Source organism: Delftia sp. CH05 (assembly GCF_009827015.1).
Taxonomy (GTDB): domain Bacteria; phylum Pseudomonadota; class Gammaproteobacteria; order Burkholderiales; family Burkholderiaceae_C; genus Comamonas; species Comamonas tsuruhatensis.
On the sequence record NZ_WUMG01000063.1, the window covers coordinates 1 to 18,544 of the forward strand.

The window sequence follows — 18,544 nt, forward strand, 5'->3', positions numbered from 1 at the left end:
CCCCCTGCATCCCCCCTGCCTGCTGCTGCACCTGCGCGGCATGTACATCAGCGGTGAGCATCCCGCCTTGGCCGTGCCGCGAACCGACCCGCCGCAGCAGCGCCTGTGGCCACACCTCGTGCCCGTGCACGCAGCGGTCCAGCAGCTGCTGGCGCAACAGGGCAAGGAAGGGAGCTGGCCCGGTTGCGAAGACGTGTGCGACCACCTGGGCGTGACCTACGCCCTGCTGCAGGCCCAGCGCCATGCGGGCAGCGCCGCACTGGCGCAGGCCATTGCGCTGGCCATGGGCCATGTGGAGCAGCGGCTGCAGCCGCTGCCCGGCGACTGCCTGTCCGGCGCGCTGGCCATGCTGGTGCTGGCCCGCCACCTGCGCAACAGTTTTGTGCTGGGGCCGGGGGCCGACAGCCAGGCCCGCGCCCGCATTCCGGCGCTGATGGACCCGCTGGCGGAAAGCCTGCTGTCCACCGCGGCCGCGTCGGCCAGCGCCACCAAGGCCGAGGCTGCGGCCCACGCCGATGCATCCCGCAGCGGCCAGCCCCTGCTGAGCTGGGCCGAACTGGCCATGCATGCCTATGCCAGCTCCCGCCCGCCCACCAGCGACAGCCCCACGCTGCGTGCGGCGCGCAGCGCCCTGCCCGAGACGGCCGTCCTGCCCGCCGCCTTCCTGCAGGCCGCGCTGCCGCCGCTGCTGCGCATGCCCGGTAGCCCCGATGACCGCCCTGGCGGGCAGGCCGACGACCCCTGCGCTCGCTGGATAGGCATTGCACTGGTCGAAAGCCTGCAGCTCGACGCTGGCCTGGAGCCACAGCCCACGGACCTGCTGCGCCAGTGGCAGATCGGCCTGCAGCGCCATCTGCAGGCCCTGGCCCAGCGCGCCATCTGGCCGGAACAGGCGCTGTACCTGCCGCCCGCCCGGCGCCGCCATGCCGCCTTTGCCGACGCCAGCCTGCGCCAGGTGCTGCAGTCCCCGCGCGAAATCGCCTGGCTGCTGGCATCCAGCCTGGCCGGCCTGGAGCTGCTGGACGCGCTGGCCCAGGCACTGCGCTCGGCTGCCAGCCACGCCGTGGCCGAAACCGAACCGGAGCACGAAACCGAAGGCGAAGGCGAGGCCGTGCCTGCGCAGGCCGGCAATGGCCCGGATGCGGACGGCAGCCCTGCCAGGGCCTGCTTGCCGGGGGCGCGCGACGGCGAGGCCGCGGGCCGGCCGGCTTTCTCGCCCGCGGCCGGGACCCTGTACCCGTCCATGTCCTGGGAAGGCCATGCACTGGCCGAGCTGATGAACGGACGCTGGCTGGATGCCCCGTCAGCGCAAGGCAGAGGTACCGGCACCTGCTGCGCGGGGCTGGACGCCAGCCGCCTGCACCATCAGCCCGGCGCCGCCGTGCTGGTGCGGCGTGCCGGCATGGCCCTGGGCGTGCAGGCCGCCGCGCTGCCCACGCTGCGGGCCTCGGCCCTGATCAGCAGCAGCCCGCAGGGCCTGCTGCACCATGGCGTGCCCGTGCTGCATGTGCCCGACATACAGGAAGGTTTGCGCAGCCTGGCGCAGGCCGCCCGGCGCCGCATCCAGGCGCCCGTGATCGCGGTCAGCGGCTGCGTGGGCAAGACATCCACCCTGGGCATGCTGCGCCAATGCCTGCAGGACGGCGGCGATGCACGGGGCGACGCCCTGCTGTCCCAGGGCACGGCGCTGCAGATGATCAACTGGAGCGAGGCAGCACCCTGCGCCCTGCTGGAGCTGCCATTGCAGGCACTGCGTGGAGATCTGCCGCTGATTGATCCGGACATTCTGGTTATTACTAATCTTTCAATTAATGACATCCCCAGTACTGGTGATTCCGAGCAGTGCGGACCGGCCGGTCTGTCCGCCTGCCGCAAATACGAGGCGCTGCAGGAAGTCGTGGAAGCCATGCAGCACATGCACAAAGGCAGTGCATTGGTGATCGAACAAGACATAGGTGAAAACCCGTGCATTATTGAGAATGCCCAACGCATGGGAATGCGTCTCATCACCTTCGGTCCGCATTCCAATGCGCAGGTCCGTGAAATGGGGTTTCACAATGGAAATCTGCAAATAAGCATAGACAACCGGCGCCTCGGGATTTCCCTGCAATCGGATGGCCACCACATGGCCCGCAATGCTCAGGCCGCGCTGGCCGCCATGCATGCGCTGGGCTATGCGCCTGCACAGGTCCAGGCCTCGCTCGCGCACTGGCGGCCGCTGATCGGCGCCGGCCAGCCGCAGCTGCTGCCCAGTGGGATCTGCCTGCTGGACCACAGCCTGAGCAACCACTTACTGTCCATGCATGCTGCTTTTTCCCAGCTGCAGGAGCACGCCCCCCATGTCAGCCGCAGGCTGATCGTGCTGGCCGGCATACAGCCGGGCCAGGTCAGCATGGACACTGCACAGCTGGCGCTGGAGCCGCTGGTGCGCGCGGCCCAGGCCCGGCGCGTGCTGCTGTACGGTGAGCCGCTGCGGCAGCTGGCGGCGGCGCTGGCAGATCTTCTGCACGTCAATTGGTATGACGATCTCAATCAATTGATCTGTTCACTTCTTCGCACAACCCATAAAGGCGACACGGTTTTGTTGGCAGGCCGCGCCACTACCAATCTGGCCCTGGCCGCAGATGCCATACGAGACAGTTTCAGTGGACACGGGGCCCACCTAATAGCATCCAGCCCCGCCATCCGCTTTGATCCACATCAAAATCAAATGAACATGCATTATTGATTGAATAAAACTTATAGAGGACTGTATATAACTCGCTACAGTATTTGGGAAACGAGCGCCTTTACATTTTGTAAAGACGTTTACTAAGCCCATCAGAACATGATCCGATACCTTCTTCCCCGCCAGTTGGCCAAGGCCACGGCGATGCCGTCGGGAACGGAGACGGTGGGGGCTTTTGCAACTGCCATCGCCGAGTCCTTCGACCGGGCCGCTCACCAGCTGCGTCGTGCCGCGTGGCTGTCCCTGCCCATCAGTGTGCTGGGCCTGTTGCCATCCATCTTCCTGCTGCAGGTCTACAACCGCGTCATTGCACGCGGCGGCACGGCCACGCTCACGGCCATGGTGGCCGGCGTGCTGTGCTTCCTGGGCCTGGAATGGTGGCTGCGCCGCCGGCGCGCCCGCGCCCTGCGCGAAGCCGGCGCCATGATCGACCGCGATGTCTCCCAGGCGCTGATGCATTCCATGCTGCGCCACCCGCTGGCCGCGCTGGAGCAGCGCTCTTCCAGCCAGTGGCTGCAGCTGTTCCGCGACGTGAGCGCCATGCGCTCGGGCATGTCCGGGGGCCTGGCGACCTCGCTGCTGGACCTGCCCATGGCCCTGCTGGCCCTGGTGGTCATCGGCATCATTGCCTGGCCCGTGCTGCCGGTGATCCTGGTGGCCATGCTCATCATGGGCGTGCTGGCCTGGTGGTGGGCCGACGAGGTGCGCAGCGGCCGCGTGGAGGAAATCGCCCAGGCCCGCATGCTGGACCGGGGCACGGCCGAAGTCTGCAATGCCCGCGCCACGCTGAAGGTGCTGGGCTACGACGCCGCCGCGCGCCAGAACTGGCAAAACGGCTATGACCGCTGGCTGGCCGAGAGCTTCGGCAAGAACGGCGAGATGGAAAACGCGCGCGAAGCCAGCACCGTGCTGCTGACGCTGTTCTCCATCGCGGTGATCACCGTGGGTGCCATTGCCATCAATGCGCAGTGGATGAGCATCGGCAGCCTGATGGCCGTGAACCTGCTGTCGGGCAAGGCGCTGGGCCCCATCTCGCAGCTGGCCAGCAACTGGCGCTCGCTGGCCCAGGCCAACGAGGCCGCACGCCGCCTGCAGTCCGTGCTGGAGGAGCCCGTCGAAATCACGGCCGAGACCGTGGACCTGCCGCGTCCCCAGGGCCGGCTGCGCCTGGACCAGGCCAGCTTCCATTACCCGGGCGGCCACGTGGCGCTGGAGCAGGCCTCGCTGGAGATCGGCCCCGGCGGGCTGCACGCCATCGTGGGGCGCAACGGCGCCGGCAAGTCCACCCTGGCCAAGCTGCTGGCAGGGCTCTACCAGCCCACGCAGGGCCGCATCTTCATCGATGAATACGACATGGCCCAGTTCCCGCGCGCCGAGCTGGGCCGCTGGATAGGCTGCCTGGCCCAGCAGGTGTACTGGTTCAGCGGCCCCATCGTGGACGGGCTGCGCATGGTCAACCCCGATGCCGACGACCACAAGATCGTCACCGCCTGCCAGATCTCGGGCGCGCATGGCTTCATCAGCCGCCTGCCCCAGGGCTACCAGACGGTGCTGGGCGAAGGCGGCGCGGGCCTGTCGGCGGGCGAGCTGCGCAAGCTGGCCCTGGCCCAGCTGTTCCTGCGCAACCCCTCCGTGCTGATCCTGGACGAGCCCAGCAACGACCTGGATTTCGAGAGCGAAACCGCGCTGCTGCAGACACTGCGGCAGATTGCGCTCAAGCACACGGTCATCGTCGTCACGCACTCGCTGCGCGTGGCCTCCATGGCCCAGCACCTCTACCATGTGCGCGGCGATGGCGGCATCGAGCATGGCTCGCCCCAGCAACTGCTGCCCCAGCTGTTCGGCACGGCACGCGAGGCCGCCGTGCCCGCAGCGGCCCCCGCACCCGCAGACAAGGCCCCGCATCCCGACCAGCCCGCCGTCGCGCCGGAGCTTGCCTCATGAGAGCCGGCCGCTACGACGATCTGCCCCTGGTGCTGCGCCAGTCGCACCAGCCATCCCGCCCGCTCGAGGCCGGGCCGGCCGGGGCCGGCGCGGATGCATCCGGCGCAACGCCACCCGCAACGCCCCCCGTATCGCGCTGGGCAGGCCTGGCGCGCGGCAAGTGGCTGCTCGCCATCCCGGTCACCGCGCTGGTGATCACCGGCCTGTTCTATCCCGTGGAGAACGTGGTGGTGGCCAGCGGCCAGGTCATCCCCTCCGACCGCGTGCAGACCGTGCAGCATCTGGAAGGCGGCATCGTCACCGCCGTCCATGTGCGCGAAGGCCAGGCCGTGACCCAGGGCCAGCCCCTGCTGGAGATCGACCTGGGCGGCAACAGCCTCAACCTCGAACAGCTCACGGCGCGCATGGCCACGGCCCAGGCGGTCAAGGTACGGCTGGGCGCGGAAAGCCAGGGCAGGCCGCTGCAGCGCGCCAGTTTCCCGGCCGACCTGGACCCGCAGGTGGTCCAGGCCGAGCTGGGCGCCTTCTCGGCCCGCGCGCTGGAACACCAGGGCAGCATTGCCGCGGCCCAGGCCCAGCTGCAGCAGGCGCGCGGCGACGTGGCCCAGGTCCAGGCCCGCATCGAGGGGCTGGAGACCAATCTGCGCCTGCACCAGCAGGAAGCCTCCATTGCCGGGCAGCTCGCCGCCGAACAGTTGATCGGCCAGCTGGAAGTGCTGGACAAGCAGCGGGCGCTGGAGCAGGTGCGCGCCGAGCTGGCGGCATCGCGCCAGACGCTGTTCAGCAACCGCGCCAAGATCGAGCAGGCCCAGGCCAAGCTGCAGGAGACCCAGGGCGCCTTCCGCCGCCGCGCCTCCGACGAACTGGCCCAGACCGAACGCGAGCTGGCCAGCCTCAACGAAGACCTGGTGCGCGCCCGGACCCAGCGCACGCGCACCGCCGTGCTGGCGCCCACCAGCGGCTTCGTCAAGGGACTGCGCAGCTCGGGTGCAGGCTGGGTGGTCAAGCCCGGCGAGCCCATCCTCGAAGTCGTGCCCGACAAGGACGAGGTCATCGTCGAAGCACGCCTGAGCCCCGCCGACCGTGGCTACGTGCGCACCGGCCAGCCCACCCGGGTGAAGATCTCGGCCTACGATTTCCTGCGCTACGGCTCGGTGCCCGGCCAAGTCACCCTGGTGGCTGCCGATGCCGACCGCGACCCCAACCTGGCCGACTCGCCCTCGTACTTCCGCATCCAGGCCAGCCTGGAGCAGCCCTGGGTGGGCCGCACCGACAACCGCATCACCACCGGCATGCAGGCCGAGCTCGACCTGCTGCTGGGCCATGAACCCTTTATCTGGTACTTGCTGCGGCCCGTGCTGCGCATCCAGAGCGAAGCCTTCCGGGAGCCCTGATGCAAGGCCGCCCGTCCACTCCCACCACAGGCTGGCACGCCCGGCTGCGCCAGCTGCTGGCCGCTGCCTGCTGCGTATCGGCCCTGCAGGCGCTGCAGGCTGAGGCCGCGCCCATGGCGGCCGAGGAACCGGACCTGGCCACCACGGCTGCGGCGGACTCCGCTCACGCTCACGCACCCGCACCTTCACCCGAACCCGCATCCGTCCCGGTACCCGACGCCGTGGTCCTGCGCCTGGCCCAGCAGCTCACGCCCGGCACCCTGGCCAGCGACAGCGGGCAGCGCCGCCTGCTCGATGCCCTCTACGCCCTGCTCGACGAATACCCCGACGTGCGCAAGGCGCGCGCCGCGCTGGAATCGGCCGGGCATGACGTGAACACCGCGCGCGGCGCGCGCTGGCCCACCTTCAAGGTGGGCACCAACACGGGCGATGCCAAGCTCCGCCGGGGCCGCGAGTCGTACACCGCCGTCAATGCCGAAGTGCGCATGGCCCTGCTCGATGGCGGAGCCATCGGCGCGGGCATCCGCTCGGCCGAATCGCAGGAAGCGGCCCAGGGCAGCGTGCTCTACGGCACGCGCCAGAACGTGCTGCTGGAGGCACTGACCGCCCTGCTGGAGCTGCACCGCTTCGAGGACAAGGCGCGCGTGGCGGCCGAGTCGGCACGCATCATCGGCCAGCTCGCGCGCATCGAGGAGCGCCGCGCCGAACTGGGCGCCGTGGGCCGCAACGACCTGCGCCAGGCCGCCTCGCGCCAGGCCGGCGCCCTGGCCCAGCAGCATGCGCTGGAGTCGCAGCGCATGGATGCGCTGGCCCGCTTCACGCGCTACTTCGGCTTCACGCCCCAGGCCGGCTGGCTGCCCCAGCTCAATGTGCCCGAGCAATGGATGCCGGCCAGCGAAGACTCGGCCCTGCAGGCGTCCGAAGCCGTCAGCCCCGAGCTGCAGGAAATGCAGCAGCAGATCGAGAAGGCCCGCGCCGAAGTCGACCGCAGCAAATCCCAGCGCTTTCCCACCCTGGCCGCCGTGGTGGCCCACACGCGCGACCCCAGCGGCGTGCTCTATGCCGAGGGCACGCGCTACGGCGTGGAGCTGAGCTGGAACTTCGGCAACGGCTTCGAACTGCGCGACCGCATCCTCAAGGCCATCAACGAACTGCAGGCCCAGGAAGCGCAACAGGAAACCGTGCGCCGCCAGGTGCGCGAGACCGCCTCCGCCGCCTGGGGCCGCACCCAGTCCGGCCGCCAGCGCGAAAGCCAGCTGGCCGACGCCGTGCGCGAGGCGCGCGCCGCCTTCGAGGGCCGCCGGCGCCTGCTCGAAGTCGGCCGCGGCAGCCTGGCCCAGGTGCTGGACGCCCAGCTGGACATGCAGCGCCTGCTGCTGGACGAGGCCGACGCCATCTACGACCAGCGCATCAACGAACTGCGCCTGGCGCGCACCACCGGCCGCCTGCTGCCGCAGGACCCACCCGACCAATGGCTGAACGCGCTGTTCAGCACGCAAAAACCCATTCCAGCAGGTGGCGGCACGCCGGACCCCGCGCCCGGCACGGTGCCCGGCATGGCTCCCGGCCAGGCCCCCTCGCGCACCCGCCCCGACCCCATGGACGCTGCCGTGGCCACCCTGTCCGCCAGCGCCATGCCCCAACGAATCCAGCTGCGCCTTGAGCAGCAGTTGCGCCCCATTTCAGACGCTTTTCAAACCACCGCCGCGCGACAGCAGTGGTGAAGTGGGAAGCAGGGGTTCCCGTGCAGCGGCCGGCTTGGGCCCATCGCCAGCCGCTGCCATCGACAACGATGGGCTTTTGCAACCGAAAGGACGATGCCATGACCGACATCATCAAGAACTTCTGGAAAGACGAGGAAGGCGCCACCGCCATCGAGTACGGCTTGATCGCCGGCCTCATCGCCGTGGCAATCATCGTCGCCGTCGGCGATATCGGAGAAAAACTCAAAGCCTTCTTCGTCTACATCAACACCCAGCTGGGCACACCTCCAACCTGATGCGATGAACATCGACTGGCTTGCATCCCTGATTCTGCTGCTATGGCTGATCACCGTCGCCGTCATGGACTTGCGATACCGCAAGGTGCGCAACTGGATGGTTGTGCTGGGCCTCTTCGCGGGCACGGCAGCCTTGTTCAGCGGAGGCCAGCCGTTCCAGACGTCTGCTTGGAGCGGCTTGGCAGGCATGCTTGCGGCATTTGCCGCACTGCTGCCCTTCTACGCATTGCGCTGGATGGGCGCCGGGGATGTCAAGTTCGCTGCAGTCATAGGTCTGTGGACGGGGCTGGCCCCCCAACTGCTGTCCATATGGCTGGGAGGCAGCCTGCTGGCAGGCTTTCATGGATTGCTTGTTCTGTTCTGGCGCCGCCTGCAGCGCAGCTCCTGGGGGCTGCGGCTTATGGGCTGGCTGCCCGCGCCGCTAAGTGCCTTGCTTTCAGCGGATGGAAGCGGCCGCGCCTCACCGCCCGGCACGCTTTCACTATATCGGCCCGTACGCAGCATTCCCTACGCAGGCTATCTGTCCATCGCCGCCATCTGGGTGCTGTGGCGCATGGATGTCTCGCTGTAAAAAACACAAAGGCAGCATGACGGCAATACGCATTCCTCCCCTTTCAGGCCTGCAAGGCAGTACATGTCTTCACAGACCGCAGCGGACAGGTAAGCCTGCAGCCCTCTGTCATTTCACCGTTTTCAAGCCGCGGGAGCACAAGCCATGCATCTAACCAGAATTGTTGCTGGACTGCTGATCGTGTTGGCTATCGGTCTCGCATTCCTTGCCTGGATGATGGGCCGCCAACCCCAGCCCTCGCCTTCTGCAGGAGCGCCTGCAGCCAGCCCTCCCTCGTCGGTGGGCGGGAGAGCAGAACCGGCAAAGCAGCATGCCACCGTCGTCACGGCACGGCCCATCGCAGCTGGTCAGCGCATCACGGCCGACGACATCCGTCTGGTGCAGCACCCCTCGGCCACCGCTGACGGATTCAAGGATACGGCTGCCGTGTTGAACCGCACCACACTGGTAGCACTGGCTGCCGATGCACCACTGCTTGAGCAACATTTGATCAGCAGTCTTGCTTTGCAGCTCAATGCTGGACAACGCGCCCTGTCCATTGCCATCAAAGAACAGATGGCCGCTGGCCATCATGTGCGCCCGGGTGACTTCGTCGATGTTTTCTTCACACTGGATGGCCGCGCCGAAAGCTCTCCCGTGGACACACAGACGCGGCTTCTGCTGGCCCGCAGCCGCGTTCTGGCCTACGGTGCATCCAGTGTCGAAAATCCCCCACCTTCTGCAGCACAGCGCAAGGCTCAACAAGAGCAGGAAACCAGCAGCTCCGGAATGCGACGCAACAGCCGCGACGACCAAGGCCAGCGCCCAGAAAGCGCGCAAACGGCAGTTTTGGCAGTGCCACTGGAGGATGTGGAACGCTTGACCCTGGCGGAGAAATACGGCCAGCTCACACTGGCGTTGCGCCACCCGGACGATATGGCGGTGCCTGACCCATCGCTGTTCGCTGCCCTGCCCACGGCGCTGCAGCCCATTACCGGCCGCTCCGCAAAGAACCAGCCGCTCCAGGGTCCAGACCGTGCATTCGCAGGCTTGCGCTTCAAGGATCTGGCCACCGGTACGCCATCACGCGCGGCAGGCCGCACTGCGCCTTTCTCAGGAGGAGCTGCAAAGGTCTCGCAGCAGCCGCGTATTCGGGCCGTCGAGGTACACAGCGGCGCCACCGTACAGACAGTGAACTACTGACAACAGCAAGAAGAGGGAGCAATCATGCAGACGCCACGCCTCTCGCCACCCTTCGCATCCTTCGGCCAGGTCCCCTGGCGAACACAGGCTACCAGGATGCTGTGCTGCGCCACCGTTATGCAGGCCTGCCTGGGTCCGGCAGCGGCCCAAGCACAGGTGGACTCAGCGATGCAAGCGCTTCCTGCAAGCCCAACACAAGGACCACGTACCGACCAAATTCCTTCCAGCGATGCGCTGCAGCTAATAACCGGCCGGCAACATCTGCTGCAGTTGGGCCTGATACCAGGCCGTATCGCTGTCGGCGATCCCAATGTTCTAGATATCAAGGTACTGCGCTCGCCCGCCAGCAGTGGAGCGGACGATGCCCAATTGCTGCTTACACCCAAAGCCGCAGGCAGCACTACGCTGGTGGTCTGGCCCCAACGCAACGGCTCGCCACAAAACTGGCTGGTGCAGATCAAGGGCCAGCACCTGACACTGGACCGGCGCCTGTCATCCCTTCCCGAACATGCGCAAGCCCTGGCAGTGCTACGCCAAAATGCGCCCAGCCAGGCAACGTTGATAGACAACGCACAAATCTCTGTTGCCAGCAACACCGTACAGGTAGATGTCCAGGTGGTGGAATTCAAAAAAGCGGCCATGAGGCGCGCGGGCATCAACCTCACCAGCGGAGGAGCCAATAACCACGGTTTCAGTTTCGGGCTCTACACCCCAGGCACTAGCAGTGCCGGCACCGGCGGCAGCGACTCCGGCTCGTCGGCCATCTCCAGCGCCATGAACCTGGTGATGAATTTCGGCAAGGCCTTCAGTGGTGCGGGCATACGCGCCCAACTGGGCATCCTGGAAGGAAACGGCTTGGCTAGAGTCCTGGCCAAGCCCACTCTGGTGGCTCACACGGGCCAGAACGCCAGCTTCCTGGCGGGCGGCGAGCTGCCAATTCCCGTGCCGGCCCGAGACGGCAATATCGCCATTCGCTACAAAGAATTCGGTATCAAGCTCCAACTGACACCCACCATCCTGTCGGATGAGCGCATTGCGTTGAAGGTCGCACCCGAGGCCAGCGATCTGGACTTCAGTTCGGGCGTCACCATCGCCGGTGTATCCGTTCCCGCCGTACGGACACGCAGGGCTGACACCATGGTGGAACTGGCCAATGGCGAGAGCTTCATCATCGGCGGCCTGGTAAGCCGCTCGACCTCATCCAGCGTCAACAAGGTACCGCTGCTGGGCGATCTGCCGATCCTGGGGACCTTCTTCAAGAACCTCAGCTACTCCCAGGACGAAACGGAACTGGTGATTGTGGTCACGCCGCACCTGGTCCATCCCCTGCCGGCCACTACCAATCTGGACGGCCTGATGCCGGGTACCCAGTCCGAGCAACGCAACGCGTCCCAAGTCTGGGGCCCGTTCATCGCAGGTGGCATGAGTCCCAACTCTGCCCTGCCCGGTTTCTCGTATTGATATCCATGACAAGCAAGCCCATCGTCTCCGATACATCCGTCGCCCCACCAGGTCCGCCGGCCGTCGGCTCGCCCACTTCGCTGGAGACCTTGCTGGGCCTGCGTTCTTCGAATACGCAGACCGGCCAGACGGCAGCCCAGTCACCTCCATCCGTGCAGCCGCTGCAGGCACCGTCCCTGACGAAAATGCCTTCCGACCCCGACCTCCATGTGGAACTGCTGTTCATCCAGGCGGGCACGCCCGAAAGCACGTTGGCGCTGTCCTGGATGCAGCGCATGCTGGACAGCGCCCAGCTGCACACGGCACGCTTCAACGACAACGTGGCAGAGCAAGTTCAGCGCTACATGCCCCACGCGGTCTTCATCCACTTCGATCCCCTGTCCACCGACGAAGCGGCCCAGTTGGCGTCACAGCTGCATGTCTCCCATCCCCATCTGCCTTGCGTGGCAGTGGGTCGCACCAAGTATCCGCAATGCATGCTGGCAGCGTTGCGTGCAGGCGTGCAGGACTTTCTCGATGTGGACGGCCCCGTTCAGGCCGCGCACCAGACGGTGATCGATCTGATCAAGCGCGCGCCGACTTCAATGCCGAGCATGCCCAGCGCACCGCTGACCGCCATCATGTCGGCCCGCGCAGGCTTGGGCAGCAGCCTCATGGCCTCGCACCTGGCGTGGTACCTGCAAAAACGTCTGCACGGCACGACAGCCGTCCCCGGCCAGGACGCCACGCCCCGCGAAATCAGCAACGAGACCTTGGACGGACTGCTCATTGATCTGGGAAGCCCCAGTGGCGACTGCGGGCTGTACCTGGGCACATTGGGCGACTTCGACTTCATCGAGGCCGTCAACAACCTGCGCCGCTTCGACCGACGCCTGGCCTCCACCGGCCTGTCACGCCACGAAAGCGGCCTGCGCATGCTCACGCTGCCGCGCCAGTCCAGCCGCCTGCGCGATGTCTCGTATGCCGACGTCGATGCCCTGCTGCTGCGCCTGCGCCAGTACTTCCGCCACGTGATTGCCGACCTGGGCGCCGTCGTCCCCACCCACCTGGCCATGCGCGTGGCGCTGCGCGCCAGCCAGGTCTGGGTGGTATGCGACCAGAGCGTGGCCAGCGTGGTCTCCACCACCGAACTGCTGCGGCAGCTGGACGAGCAAAAGATCGAGCGCGAACGCATGCACCTCATCGTCAGCCGGCACGACAGCCAGCTCGAACTGGAGGCCCAGCAGATCGCCAGGCAGCTGCAGCTGCCGCTGCTGGCCACCATCCCCGAGCGCCGCCGGGAGCTGGCCCAGGCCGTCAACCAGGGCCAGCTGCTGCCCAGCCGCCTGCAGCGGGAGCCCTATGTGCAGGCCGTGGACAAGCTCGCCACCTTGCTGATCACCACCCACCACCAGGCCCATGCGGGCGATCAGGCCGCGCCCGCCCGCGGACTGAACCGTTTCTTCCACCGAACAAGAAGCTGAACGCACCATGACGACCACGGCTTATTCCCATCTGGCGGACGCACAGGCCAGCGAATTCGAGCAAAGCGCGCTGTTCCTCGACCTGAAGAACCGCACGCACGAGCATTTGCTCAGCCGCATCGAGGAGCTGGGCGCCGAGTTCGGCCGCTGGTCGCAGGCTGCCATCGCGCAGTTCGTGCTGATGGAGCTGGACAGCTTCATCCGCCTGCACTCCGTGCCCGTCAACGAGCAGGAGGCGCTGCAGGTGGCGCGCGCCCTCACGCGCGAACTCACGGGACTGGGACCGCTGCAGCCGCTGCTGGAGGACCCCCGGGTCGAAGACATCCTCATCAACGGCCATGGCAACATCTACGTCTCGCGCGGCGGCGTGCTGCAGCGCGAGACCCTGCACTTCAAGGACGACGAGCATGTGCTGCGCATCGTGCGCCGCATCCTGGCGCCGCTGGGCCGGCGTCTCGATGAATCCAGCCCCATGGTCGATGCCCGCCTGCCCGATGGCGGGCGCATCAACGTCATCATCGAGCCGCTGTCCATCGACGGCCCCTCGGTCTCCATCCGCAAGTTCCGCAAGGACCCGCTGACGCCTTCCGAGCTGGTGCAGCTGGGCACCTTCAACCACGACATCTGCCGCATCCTGGAGATGGCCGTGCAGGCGCGCTGCAACATCCTGGTCAGCGGCGGCACCAGCTCGGGCAAGACCTCGCTGCTCAACGCGCTGGCCAGCTTCATCCCCTCCAGCGAGCGCATCGTCTCCATCGAGGACACGGCCGAGCTGGCCCTCAACCACAACCATGTGGTGCGGCTGGAAAGCCGCCCCGGCGGCTTCGACGGCTCGGGCCACGTCAGCATCCGCGACCTGCTGCGCAACAGCCTGCGCATGCGGCCCGACCGCATCATCGTCGGCGAAGTGCGCGGCGGCGAAGTGCTGGAGCTGCTGCAGGCCATGAACACCGGCCATGACGGCTCCATGGGCACCATCCACGCCAGCTCGCCGCGAGAGTGCCTGTACCGGGCCGAGATGCTGGCAGGCTTTGCGGGCTTCCAGGGCAGCGAAGTCAGCCTGCGCCGCCAGATCGCCAATGCCGTGGACTTCATCGTGCAGATCGGCCGCCTGTCCAACGGCCGCCGGCGCCTGCTGTCGCTGACCGAGGTCACGGGCATGACCGACAACATGATCTCCATGCAGGAGCTGTACCGCTACGAGCCCCAGGTGGGCGGCGACGGGCAGGAAATCGACCACTGGGTCTCGCTGGGCATCTCGCCCCACTCGCCCAAGCTGCTGAGCTGGTGGCGCTCGCAGCAGCAGGCCTCAGGAGGAGGTATGAGATGACGACTCCCGCAACCCTGGTCCTAGGCGCCATGGCATGCCTGCTGCTGGCTCTGGCGCTGTGGATGTTCGCCCGCGCACGCCGACGGGAGCATGAGCAAACAATAAGCCGTCACCTAAGGCGCAGTCTTGAACGAGGCCGTGACCGGTCGTCCCCGACGATTAGCACACCCGTGCTTGCGCTGCCCCCCAAGGATGGCGGCTCACAACCTGCGCGCATTCCCGCAGCAGTGCAATGGATACATCGCAAACTGGGCGTGGACGCCTGGGGCCTTTCGCCCCGAACACCCGCAGTGCTGCTCGCCAGCGTTCTTACGCTGTTCCTGCTGGCCACAAGCCAGGGCGGGCTAGCAATCGGCCTGCTGGCCTTGGTGCTCTATGTGCTGCTGCTCATATTCTTCATATGGCGGCGCCTGACCATGCGGCGCAACAAGCTGCTTCAACAATTGCCCGGCTTCCTGGACAACATGGTTCGCATGATCTCGATTGGCAACTCGCCTCATGCTGCCTTCCAGTTGGCTTTGGGTAATGTTCCCGCTCCACTGGGCGATGCGCTTCAGCAAGCAGCCGCCATGCTGAGCGCCTCCCCGGATCTGGGACAAGCCATGGCACAGCTGGAGCGTTCCTGGCGCCTTCCCGAGTTCGGCTTGCTGGCAGCGGTCTTTCGGATGAGTGTGCGCTATGGCGGCCGCGCCGATCTTGTGCTGGAGCGTGTCTCGGCCTACATCCGGGACCGCCAGTCCGCCGAGCGCGAACTGCATGCTCTTTCGTCCGAAATCCGCCTGTCGGCCTGGGTGCTGGCGCTGCTTCCGGTAGGCGTAGGCGCCCTCATCATGATCCTCAATCAGGGCTACTTCCTACGCATGTGGAATGACGCTAGCGGACAGCGCATGGTCTTGCTTGCCATCGGCTTAGAAGGTGTCGGCGCACTGCTGCTGTATCGCCTCGCCCAGCTGAGATGAACCGGACACTGTTCAAGGACGTTGCCATGTGTCGCCCACTCCGCCGCCCCATGCGCTCTGGCCATGCCACATTGGAAAGACGCCGACCATGACTCCACAACAGCTATGGATCGCCAGCCTGTGTTTGGGCTCTCTCGGCACGGTCATGTGGGCCTGCACCATGGTCTGGAAGCTACAGCGCTCGCAGCAGGCTTCCAGTCAAGTCGAGAAGCTGTTGCATGCACGCGAACGCGCTGACGCCAATCCGCACGCAGCCCATGCGCTCTTTGGTTCTGCCACGGCCGACGCCGGACTGCTGAATCCGCCCACAGGGACCACCGTCCGATCCATATCGCCTCAAGCGCTCGCAGCCAGTCTGCAACCGCCGGCCTGGCTACAGACTGGATGGGCCCGGGTACTGCTGGCCGAAGAGGACCGCAAGCTGCTGGATCAGGCTGGTATAGCCCTGCGCAGTGGCAGCGTTTTCTACGTTACAAGCCGTCTTCTGCTGGCTTTGGCTTTTCCGCTGCTGGCTTTGGCCGTTCTGCGGCCCAACGACACCTATGCCGTGTTCTATGGTTTCCTGGGCCTCAGCCTGGGCCTGATGCTTCCCAAATGGCTTGTCCGGGCCAAAGCACGGCAACGGCGCGAGCAAGTCGTCGAGGAGTTGCCATTGTTCGTCGACCTGCTGCGGCTTCTGCAAGGCGTGGGCCTGAGTATTGACCAGAGCCTGCAGATTCTGGCCAGCGAGTTCTGCAGCGTGCTGCGCGTCATCAGCGGCGAGTTGGCCCTGGCCAACCAGCTCTACAGCAGCGGCCGCACGCGTGAGCAGTCATTCCAGCGGCTGGCCAATCTCAGCGCAGATGACGACATGAGCGCCGTGGTCAATCTCCTGACCCAGGTGGACCGCCATGGTGGCGCCGTGCAAGAGCCGCTCAAGGAATTCAGCATCCGTTTGCGCGAAAAGCGCCAAGCCCGCTTCAAGGAAAAGATAGGCGCGATCACCGTCAAGATGACCGGTGTCATGGTCCTGACGCTGCTGCCTGCCCTGCTGGTCATCACCGCAGGCCCCGGCTTTTTGGCAGTCATTCGCGCCCTCTCGAGCATAGGAGGAGCATGAACATGTATCCATACAAACAATCCCTTCCGCGCAACTGGGCAGCACTTGCCACAGCCCTGGCGCTCCTGCTAAGCGGGTGTGCCAGCAAGGGGCCCGAGGGCTACGGCGTGGCACCACAGCCAACTTCAGCCGCCCCGACCCCACAACAGACGTCCAACGCGGAGCAGTCGGCTCAAATCGATACTGCCCAGACCTATCTGGATTTGATTGGTCAAATGCAGCAAGCAGGCCAGTGGTATGCGTCGCTTGCACATGCCGATGCATTCGAGCAGCAGTTCGGCGCCAACCCGGAGTCGCGCATGCTGCGCGCGGACGCCATGCGTAATACCGGCCAGTTCACACAGGCAAGGCAAGCCTACATGGCACTGCTCGATGGTGGCTCTGCCGCGCGCGCCAGGCGCGGGCTGGGTCTTCTTCATGCCGTCCAGGGTCAATACGCGCAGGCCGTGGACCAACTGGAAAAAGCGCGCCAGCTCAATCCCATAGATGCCAATGTGCTCAGCGATCTGGCCTACGCCCACATGCTTGATGGACAGCTGCCCTTGGCGCAGATGCCCATGCTGCAAGCCGCTCAATTGGCGCCCGGCAATGCTCGCGTGCAACTGAATCTGGCTCTGTACTGGCTGGCCTGCGGCAACCAGGGCGAGGCATCGCGGCTGCTGCAAAAGCTGTCCCAGCCTCCGGCGAGAGGAGCGCTCCCGCTGATCGACCAGGAATCGTTGCAAACGCTGCAGACCCAGTTGGCACAAGTACAGGAGGCGGTACGCGCCCGCGCCATTGCCACCTCACAGCCATCTCACCCGCAGCCCGCTGCTGCGCGCAAACACCCGGCAGCCACCGCACTGCCCATTGCCGCAGGTTCGCCTATCAGCCCTCAGCCTCAACCCGGCACAGCCGGCCCCCCCCCACTGTGAGGAAACAGCCATGCAATGCATTGAACGCAAATTCACCCTTGACGCCAAACGCCTTGCAGGGCTATGTGCCACGCTGCCACTGCTTGGCCTGATGCTGATGTCTCCCAAGGCATTGCAAGCGCAGCAATTGGTTGACCGTACCGTAACCCCTGTGCAAGTGTCTGCCGTGCTCACTGCAGAGAGCACGGCAGCCGCTGCTCCAACTTCCCCAGACACGGCCCCAAAGTCCATGCTGGCGCATCTGCCTATTCGGCAGATCGTCATCGGCGATGCCACGGAACAGCTCCTGGCCCTACAACGCTCCGCCAATGGCGAGCGTCAACGCACCATAGACGCTGCTCAGGCTACGCGTAGCTATCAGCGCTACCTCAAGAGCTTCGAGAGCGAGATACCGGCCAACTACACCACCGGCATAGATACAGGCGTGGCCTCGACACGCTGAGACCGTATATCCCCTTGGGCCACATGCATCATGACCACGCAAGCGCATCCCCTCTGCATTGACCGGCCTTGCCGGCAGCGCGGCGTGTACGCACTGGAGTGGGCCATCATTTTCCCTGTGTTCTTCGTGCTGCTGTACGCCATCGTCAGCTATGGGTTGACTTTCTTCGTTCGGGAGTCGATGCAGTTCGCCGTCGAGGAAGGGGCGCGTGCCGCGCTCAGATATCCCGTGGGAGTCAACGCGCCGAACTGGCTTCATAGAAAACAGGCCGCCATCGCTTCGGTACAAAAAATGCTGGCTTGGCTTCCGGACGATTTGAAACCTGCAGTAGCGGATATCCAGTTCACGGTGTGCCACCTCAGCGATACCACCTGCTTTCAGAACAGTCCGCTGAACAACAATCTGGCCTGCGATATCGGCACACCCTGCCTCATCCTCATTTCTTACAGGATAGAGAACTACCCCAGCAAAGCCATTGCGCCATCGATTGCCGGAATCAAAATCATTCTTCCCAACAGCCTGACAGCCAGCGCCGCGCTGCTGGCGGACAGGAGGATGCTGTGATGCGCCAACGGTCTGCCAGTCCATCCTTAATCCGGACACAGAGTGGTATCGCCGCACTGGAGTTTGCGTTGATTGCAGCCTTGATGATCTCCATGCTGATGGGCCTCTTGGTCTGGTGGCGCTACTTCCAAGCGCACCAAGCCGTCACCCGTGCCGTGGGAGATGGTGCGCGGATCGCCCATAGCCTGATCTCCACGGGCGCCAACTACCCCTGCACTATTCCCAGTGCTACCGCGAACCGAACCATCATTCAAGACAGGGTCTCGCAAGTGGCGCGCCTGGGATTCCAGAGAAGCTCTCTACCGGATGATTCTCTGGTGATGGGCCCTTTCGAATGGACTTGCCCTTCTTCCGCAAGCTCCCCGCCAGGCAGCTTTTCTTTCAAGATCAGCTACCAGCTTGCCCCTTTGCTTAGCAACACCTTTTTCATCAATGAACCGCAGCGAATCAGCGAACAAAGCGTGGTACATTTCAGGTATGCGCCATAAAGAGAG

16 protein-coding genes are annotated in these 18,544 nt (G+C 65.6%); all 16 read left to right on the forward strand.

Annotated features, from left to right (window positions below):
• Positions 1–2,728: Mur ligase (locus tag GRX31_RS28100; protein ID WP_160855863.1), on the forward strand; the 2,728-nt coding region annotated here is incomplete at its 5' end.
• Positions 2,729–2,827: 99 nt separating this feature from the next.
• The gene (locus tag GRX31_RS28105) at positions 2,828–4,672 is read left to right on the forward strand and encodes a peptidase domain-containing ABC transporter (RefSeq protein ID WP_016450683.1); all 1,845 of its coding nucleotides are present in this window, start codon (positions 2,828–2,830) and stop codon (positions 4,670–4,672) included.
• Positions 4,669–6,066: an HlyD family type I secretion periplasmic adaptor subunit gene (locus GRX31_RS28110; RefSeq protein WP_016454541.1), complete on the forward strand. Its 1,398-nt coding sequence runs from the start codon at positions 4,669–4,671 to the stop codon at positions 6,064–6,066. Before GRX31_RS28105 ends, GRX31_RS28110 begins: the two co-directional genes overlap by 4 nt.
• On the forward strand, positions 6,066–7,790 hold the full coding sequence (locus GRX31_RS28115) for a TolC family protein (protein ID WP_160855865.1): 1,725 nt from the start codon (positions 6,066–6,068) through the stop codon (positions 7,788–7,790). Before GRX31_RS28110 ends, GRX31_RS28115 begins: the two co-directional genes overlap by 1 nt.
• A gap of 98 nt (positions 7,791–7,888) precedes the next feature.
• Positions 7,889–8,065, forward strand: coding sequence for a Flp family type IVb pilin (locus GRX31_RS28120; protein ID WP_074921711.1), 177 nt, complete (start codon positions 7,889–7,891; stop codon positions 8,063–8,065).
• Between the two features lie 4 nt (positions 8,066–8,069).
• Positions 8,070–8,636, forward strand: a complete 567-nt coding sequence (locus tag GRX31_RS28125) for an A24 family peptidase (protein WP_074921650.1) — start codon at positions 8,070–8,072, stop codon at positions 8,634–8,636.
• Between the two features lie 144 nt (positions 8,637–8,780).
• Positions 8,781–9,818, forward strand: a complete 1,038-nt coding sequence (cpaB, locus tag GRX31_RS28130; RefSeq protein WP_160855867.1) for a Flp pilus assembly protein CpaB — start codon at positions 8,781–8,783, stop codon at positions 9,816–9,818.
• A gap of 168 nt (positions 9,819–9,986) precedes the next feature.
• Complete coding sequence (locus GRX31_RS28135) at positions 9,987–11,279, forward strand: type II and III secretion system protein family protein (RefSeq protein WP_237426804.1); 1,293 nt, start codon at positions 9,987–9,989, stop codon at positions 11,277–11,279.
• A 5-nt stretch (positions 11,280–11,284) separates the two neighbouring features.
• A complete protein-coding gene (locus tag GRX31_RS28140; RefSeq protein ID WP_160855869.1) occupies positions 11,285–12,742 on the forward strand; it encodes a pilus assembly protein CpaE in 1,458 nt (485 codons plus the stop codon).
• A 7-nt stretch (positions 12,743–12,749) separates the two neighbouring features.
• Positions 12,750–14,072 (forward strand): CpaF family protein, encoded by a 1,323-nt coding sequence (locus GRX31_RS28145; RefSeq protein ID WP_160855871.1) that lies wholly within the window; start codon positions 12,750–12,752, stop codon positions 14,070–14,072.
• Complete coding sequence (locus GRX31_RS28150; protein WP_074921658.1) at positions 14,069–15,031, forward strand: type II secretion system F family protein; 963 nt, start codon at positions 14,069–14,071, stop codon at positions 15,029–15,031. The genes GRX31_RS28145 and GRX31_RS28150 overlap by 4 nt, the downstream gene beginning before the upstream one ends.
• Positions 15,032–15,119: 88 nt before the next feature.
• On the forward strand, positions 15,120–16,130 hold the full coding sequence (locus tag GRX31_RS28155; RefSeq protein WP_074921660.1) for a type II secretion system F family protein: 1,011 nt from the start codon (positions 15,120–15,122) through the stop codon (positions 16,128–16,130).
• Positions 16,127–17,044, forward strand: coding sequence for a hypothetical protein (locus tag GRX31_RS28160; RefSeq protein ID WP_237426805.1), 918 nt, complete (start codon positions 16,127–16,129; stop codon positions 17,042–17,044). Before GRX31_RS28155 ends, GRX31_RS28160 begins: the two co-directional genes overlap by 4 nt.
• A 10-nt stretch (positions 17,045–17,054) precedes the next feature.
• A complete protein-coding gene (locus GRX31_RS28165) occupies positions 17,055–17,486 on the forward strand; it encodes a DUF3613 domain-containing protein (protein ID WP_074921663.1) in 432 nt (143 codons plus the stop codon).
• Positions 17,487–17,516: 30 nt separating this feature from the next.
• Entirely contained in the window at positions 17,517–18,050 is a 534-nt protein-coding gene (locus tag GRX31_RS28170; RefSeq protein WP_074921666.1) for a TadE/TadG family type IV pilus assembly protein, read from the forward strand.
• Positions 18,050–18,538, forward strand: coding sequence for a TadE family protein (locus GRX31_RS28175; protein WP_074921668.1), 489 nt, complete (start codon positions 18,050–18,052; stop codon positions 18,536–18,538). Before GRX31_RS28170 ends, GRX31_RS28175 begins: the two co-directional genes overlap by 1 nt.
• The last annotated feature ends 6 nt before the right edge of the window (positions 18,539–18,544 follow it).

Bases quoted from the DNA above. Each gene is read 5' to 3' on its own strand.
- GRX31_RS28120 (WP_074921711.1), top strand. From the start codon at position 7,889: ATGACCGACATCATCAAGAACTTCTGGAAAGACGAGGAAGGCGCCACC.
- GRX31_RS28115 (WP_160855865.1), top strand. From the start codon at position 6,066: ATGCAAGGCCGCCCGTCCACTCCCACCACAGGCTGGCACGCCCGGCTG.
- GRX31_RS28140 (WP_160855869.1), top strand. From the start codon at position 11,285: ATGACAAGCAAGCCCATCGTCTCCGATACATCCGTCGCCCCACCAGGT.
- GRX31_RS28105 (WP_016450683.1), top strand. From the start codon at position 2,828: ATGATCCGATACCTTCTTCCCCGCCAGTTGGCCAAGGCCACGGCGATG.
- GRX31_RS28165 (WP_074921663.1), top strand. From the start codon at position 17,055: ATGCAATGCATTGAACGCAAATTCACCCTTGACGCCAAACGCCTTGCA.
- GRX31_RS28175 (WP_074921668.1), top strand. From the start codon at position 18,050: ATGCGCCAACGGTCTGCCAGTCCATCCTTAATCCGGACACAGAGTGGT.
- GRX31_RS28170 (WP_074921666.1), top strand. From the start codon at position 17,517: ATGACCACGCAAGCGCATCCCCTCTGCATTGACCGGCCTTGCCGGCAG.
- GRX31_RS28110 (WP_016454541.1), top strand. From the start codon at position 4,669: ATGAGAGCCGGCCGCTACGACGATCTGCCCCTGGTGCTGCGCCAGTCG.
- GRX31_RS28125 (WP_074921650.1), top strand. From the start codon at position 8,070: ATGAACATCGACTGGCTTGCATCCCTGATTCTGCTGCTATGGCTGATC.
- GRX31_RS28135 (WP_237426804.1), top strand. From the start codon at position 9,987: ATGCAAGCGCTTCCTGCAAGCCCAACACAAGGACCACGTACCGACCAA.
- GRX31_RS28145 (WP_160855871.1), top strand. From the start codon at position 12,750: ATGACGACCACGGCTTATTCCCATCTGGCGGACGCACAGGCCAGCGAA.
- GRX31_RS28160 (WP_237426805.1), top strand. From the start codon at position 16,127: ATGAACATGTATCCATACAAACAATCCCTTCCGCGCAACTGGGCAGCA.
- GRX31_RS28155 (WP_074921660.1), top strand. From the start codon at position 15,120: ATGACTCCACAACAGCTATGGATCGCCAGCCTGTGTTTGGGCTCTCTC.
- GRX31_RS28150 (WP_074921658.1), top strand. From the start codon at position 14,069: ATGACGACTCCCGCAACCCTGGTCCTAGGCGCCATGGCATGCCTGCTG.
- cpaB (WP_160855867.1), top strand. From the start codon at position 8,781: ATGCATCTAACCAGAATTGTTGCTGGACTGCTGATCGTGTTGGCTATC.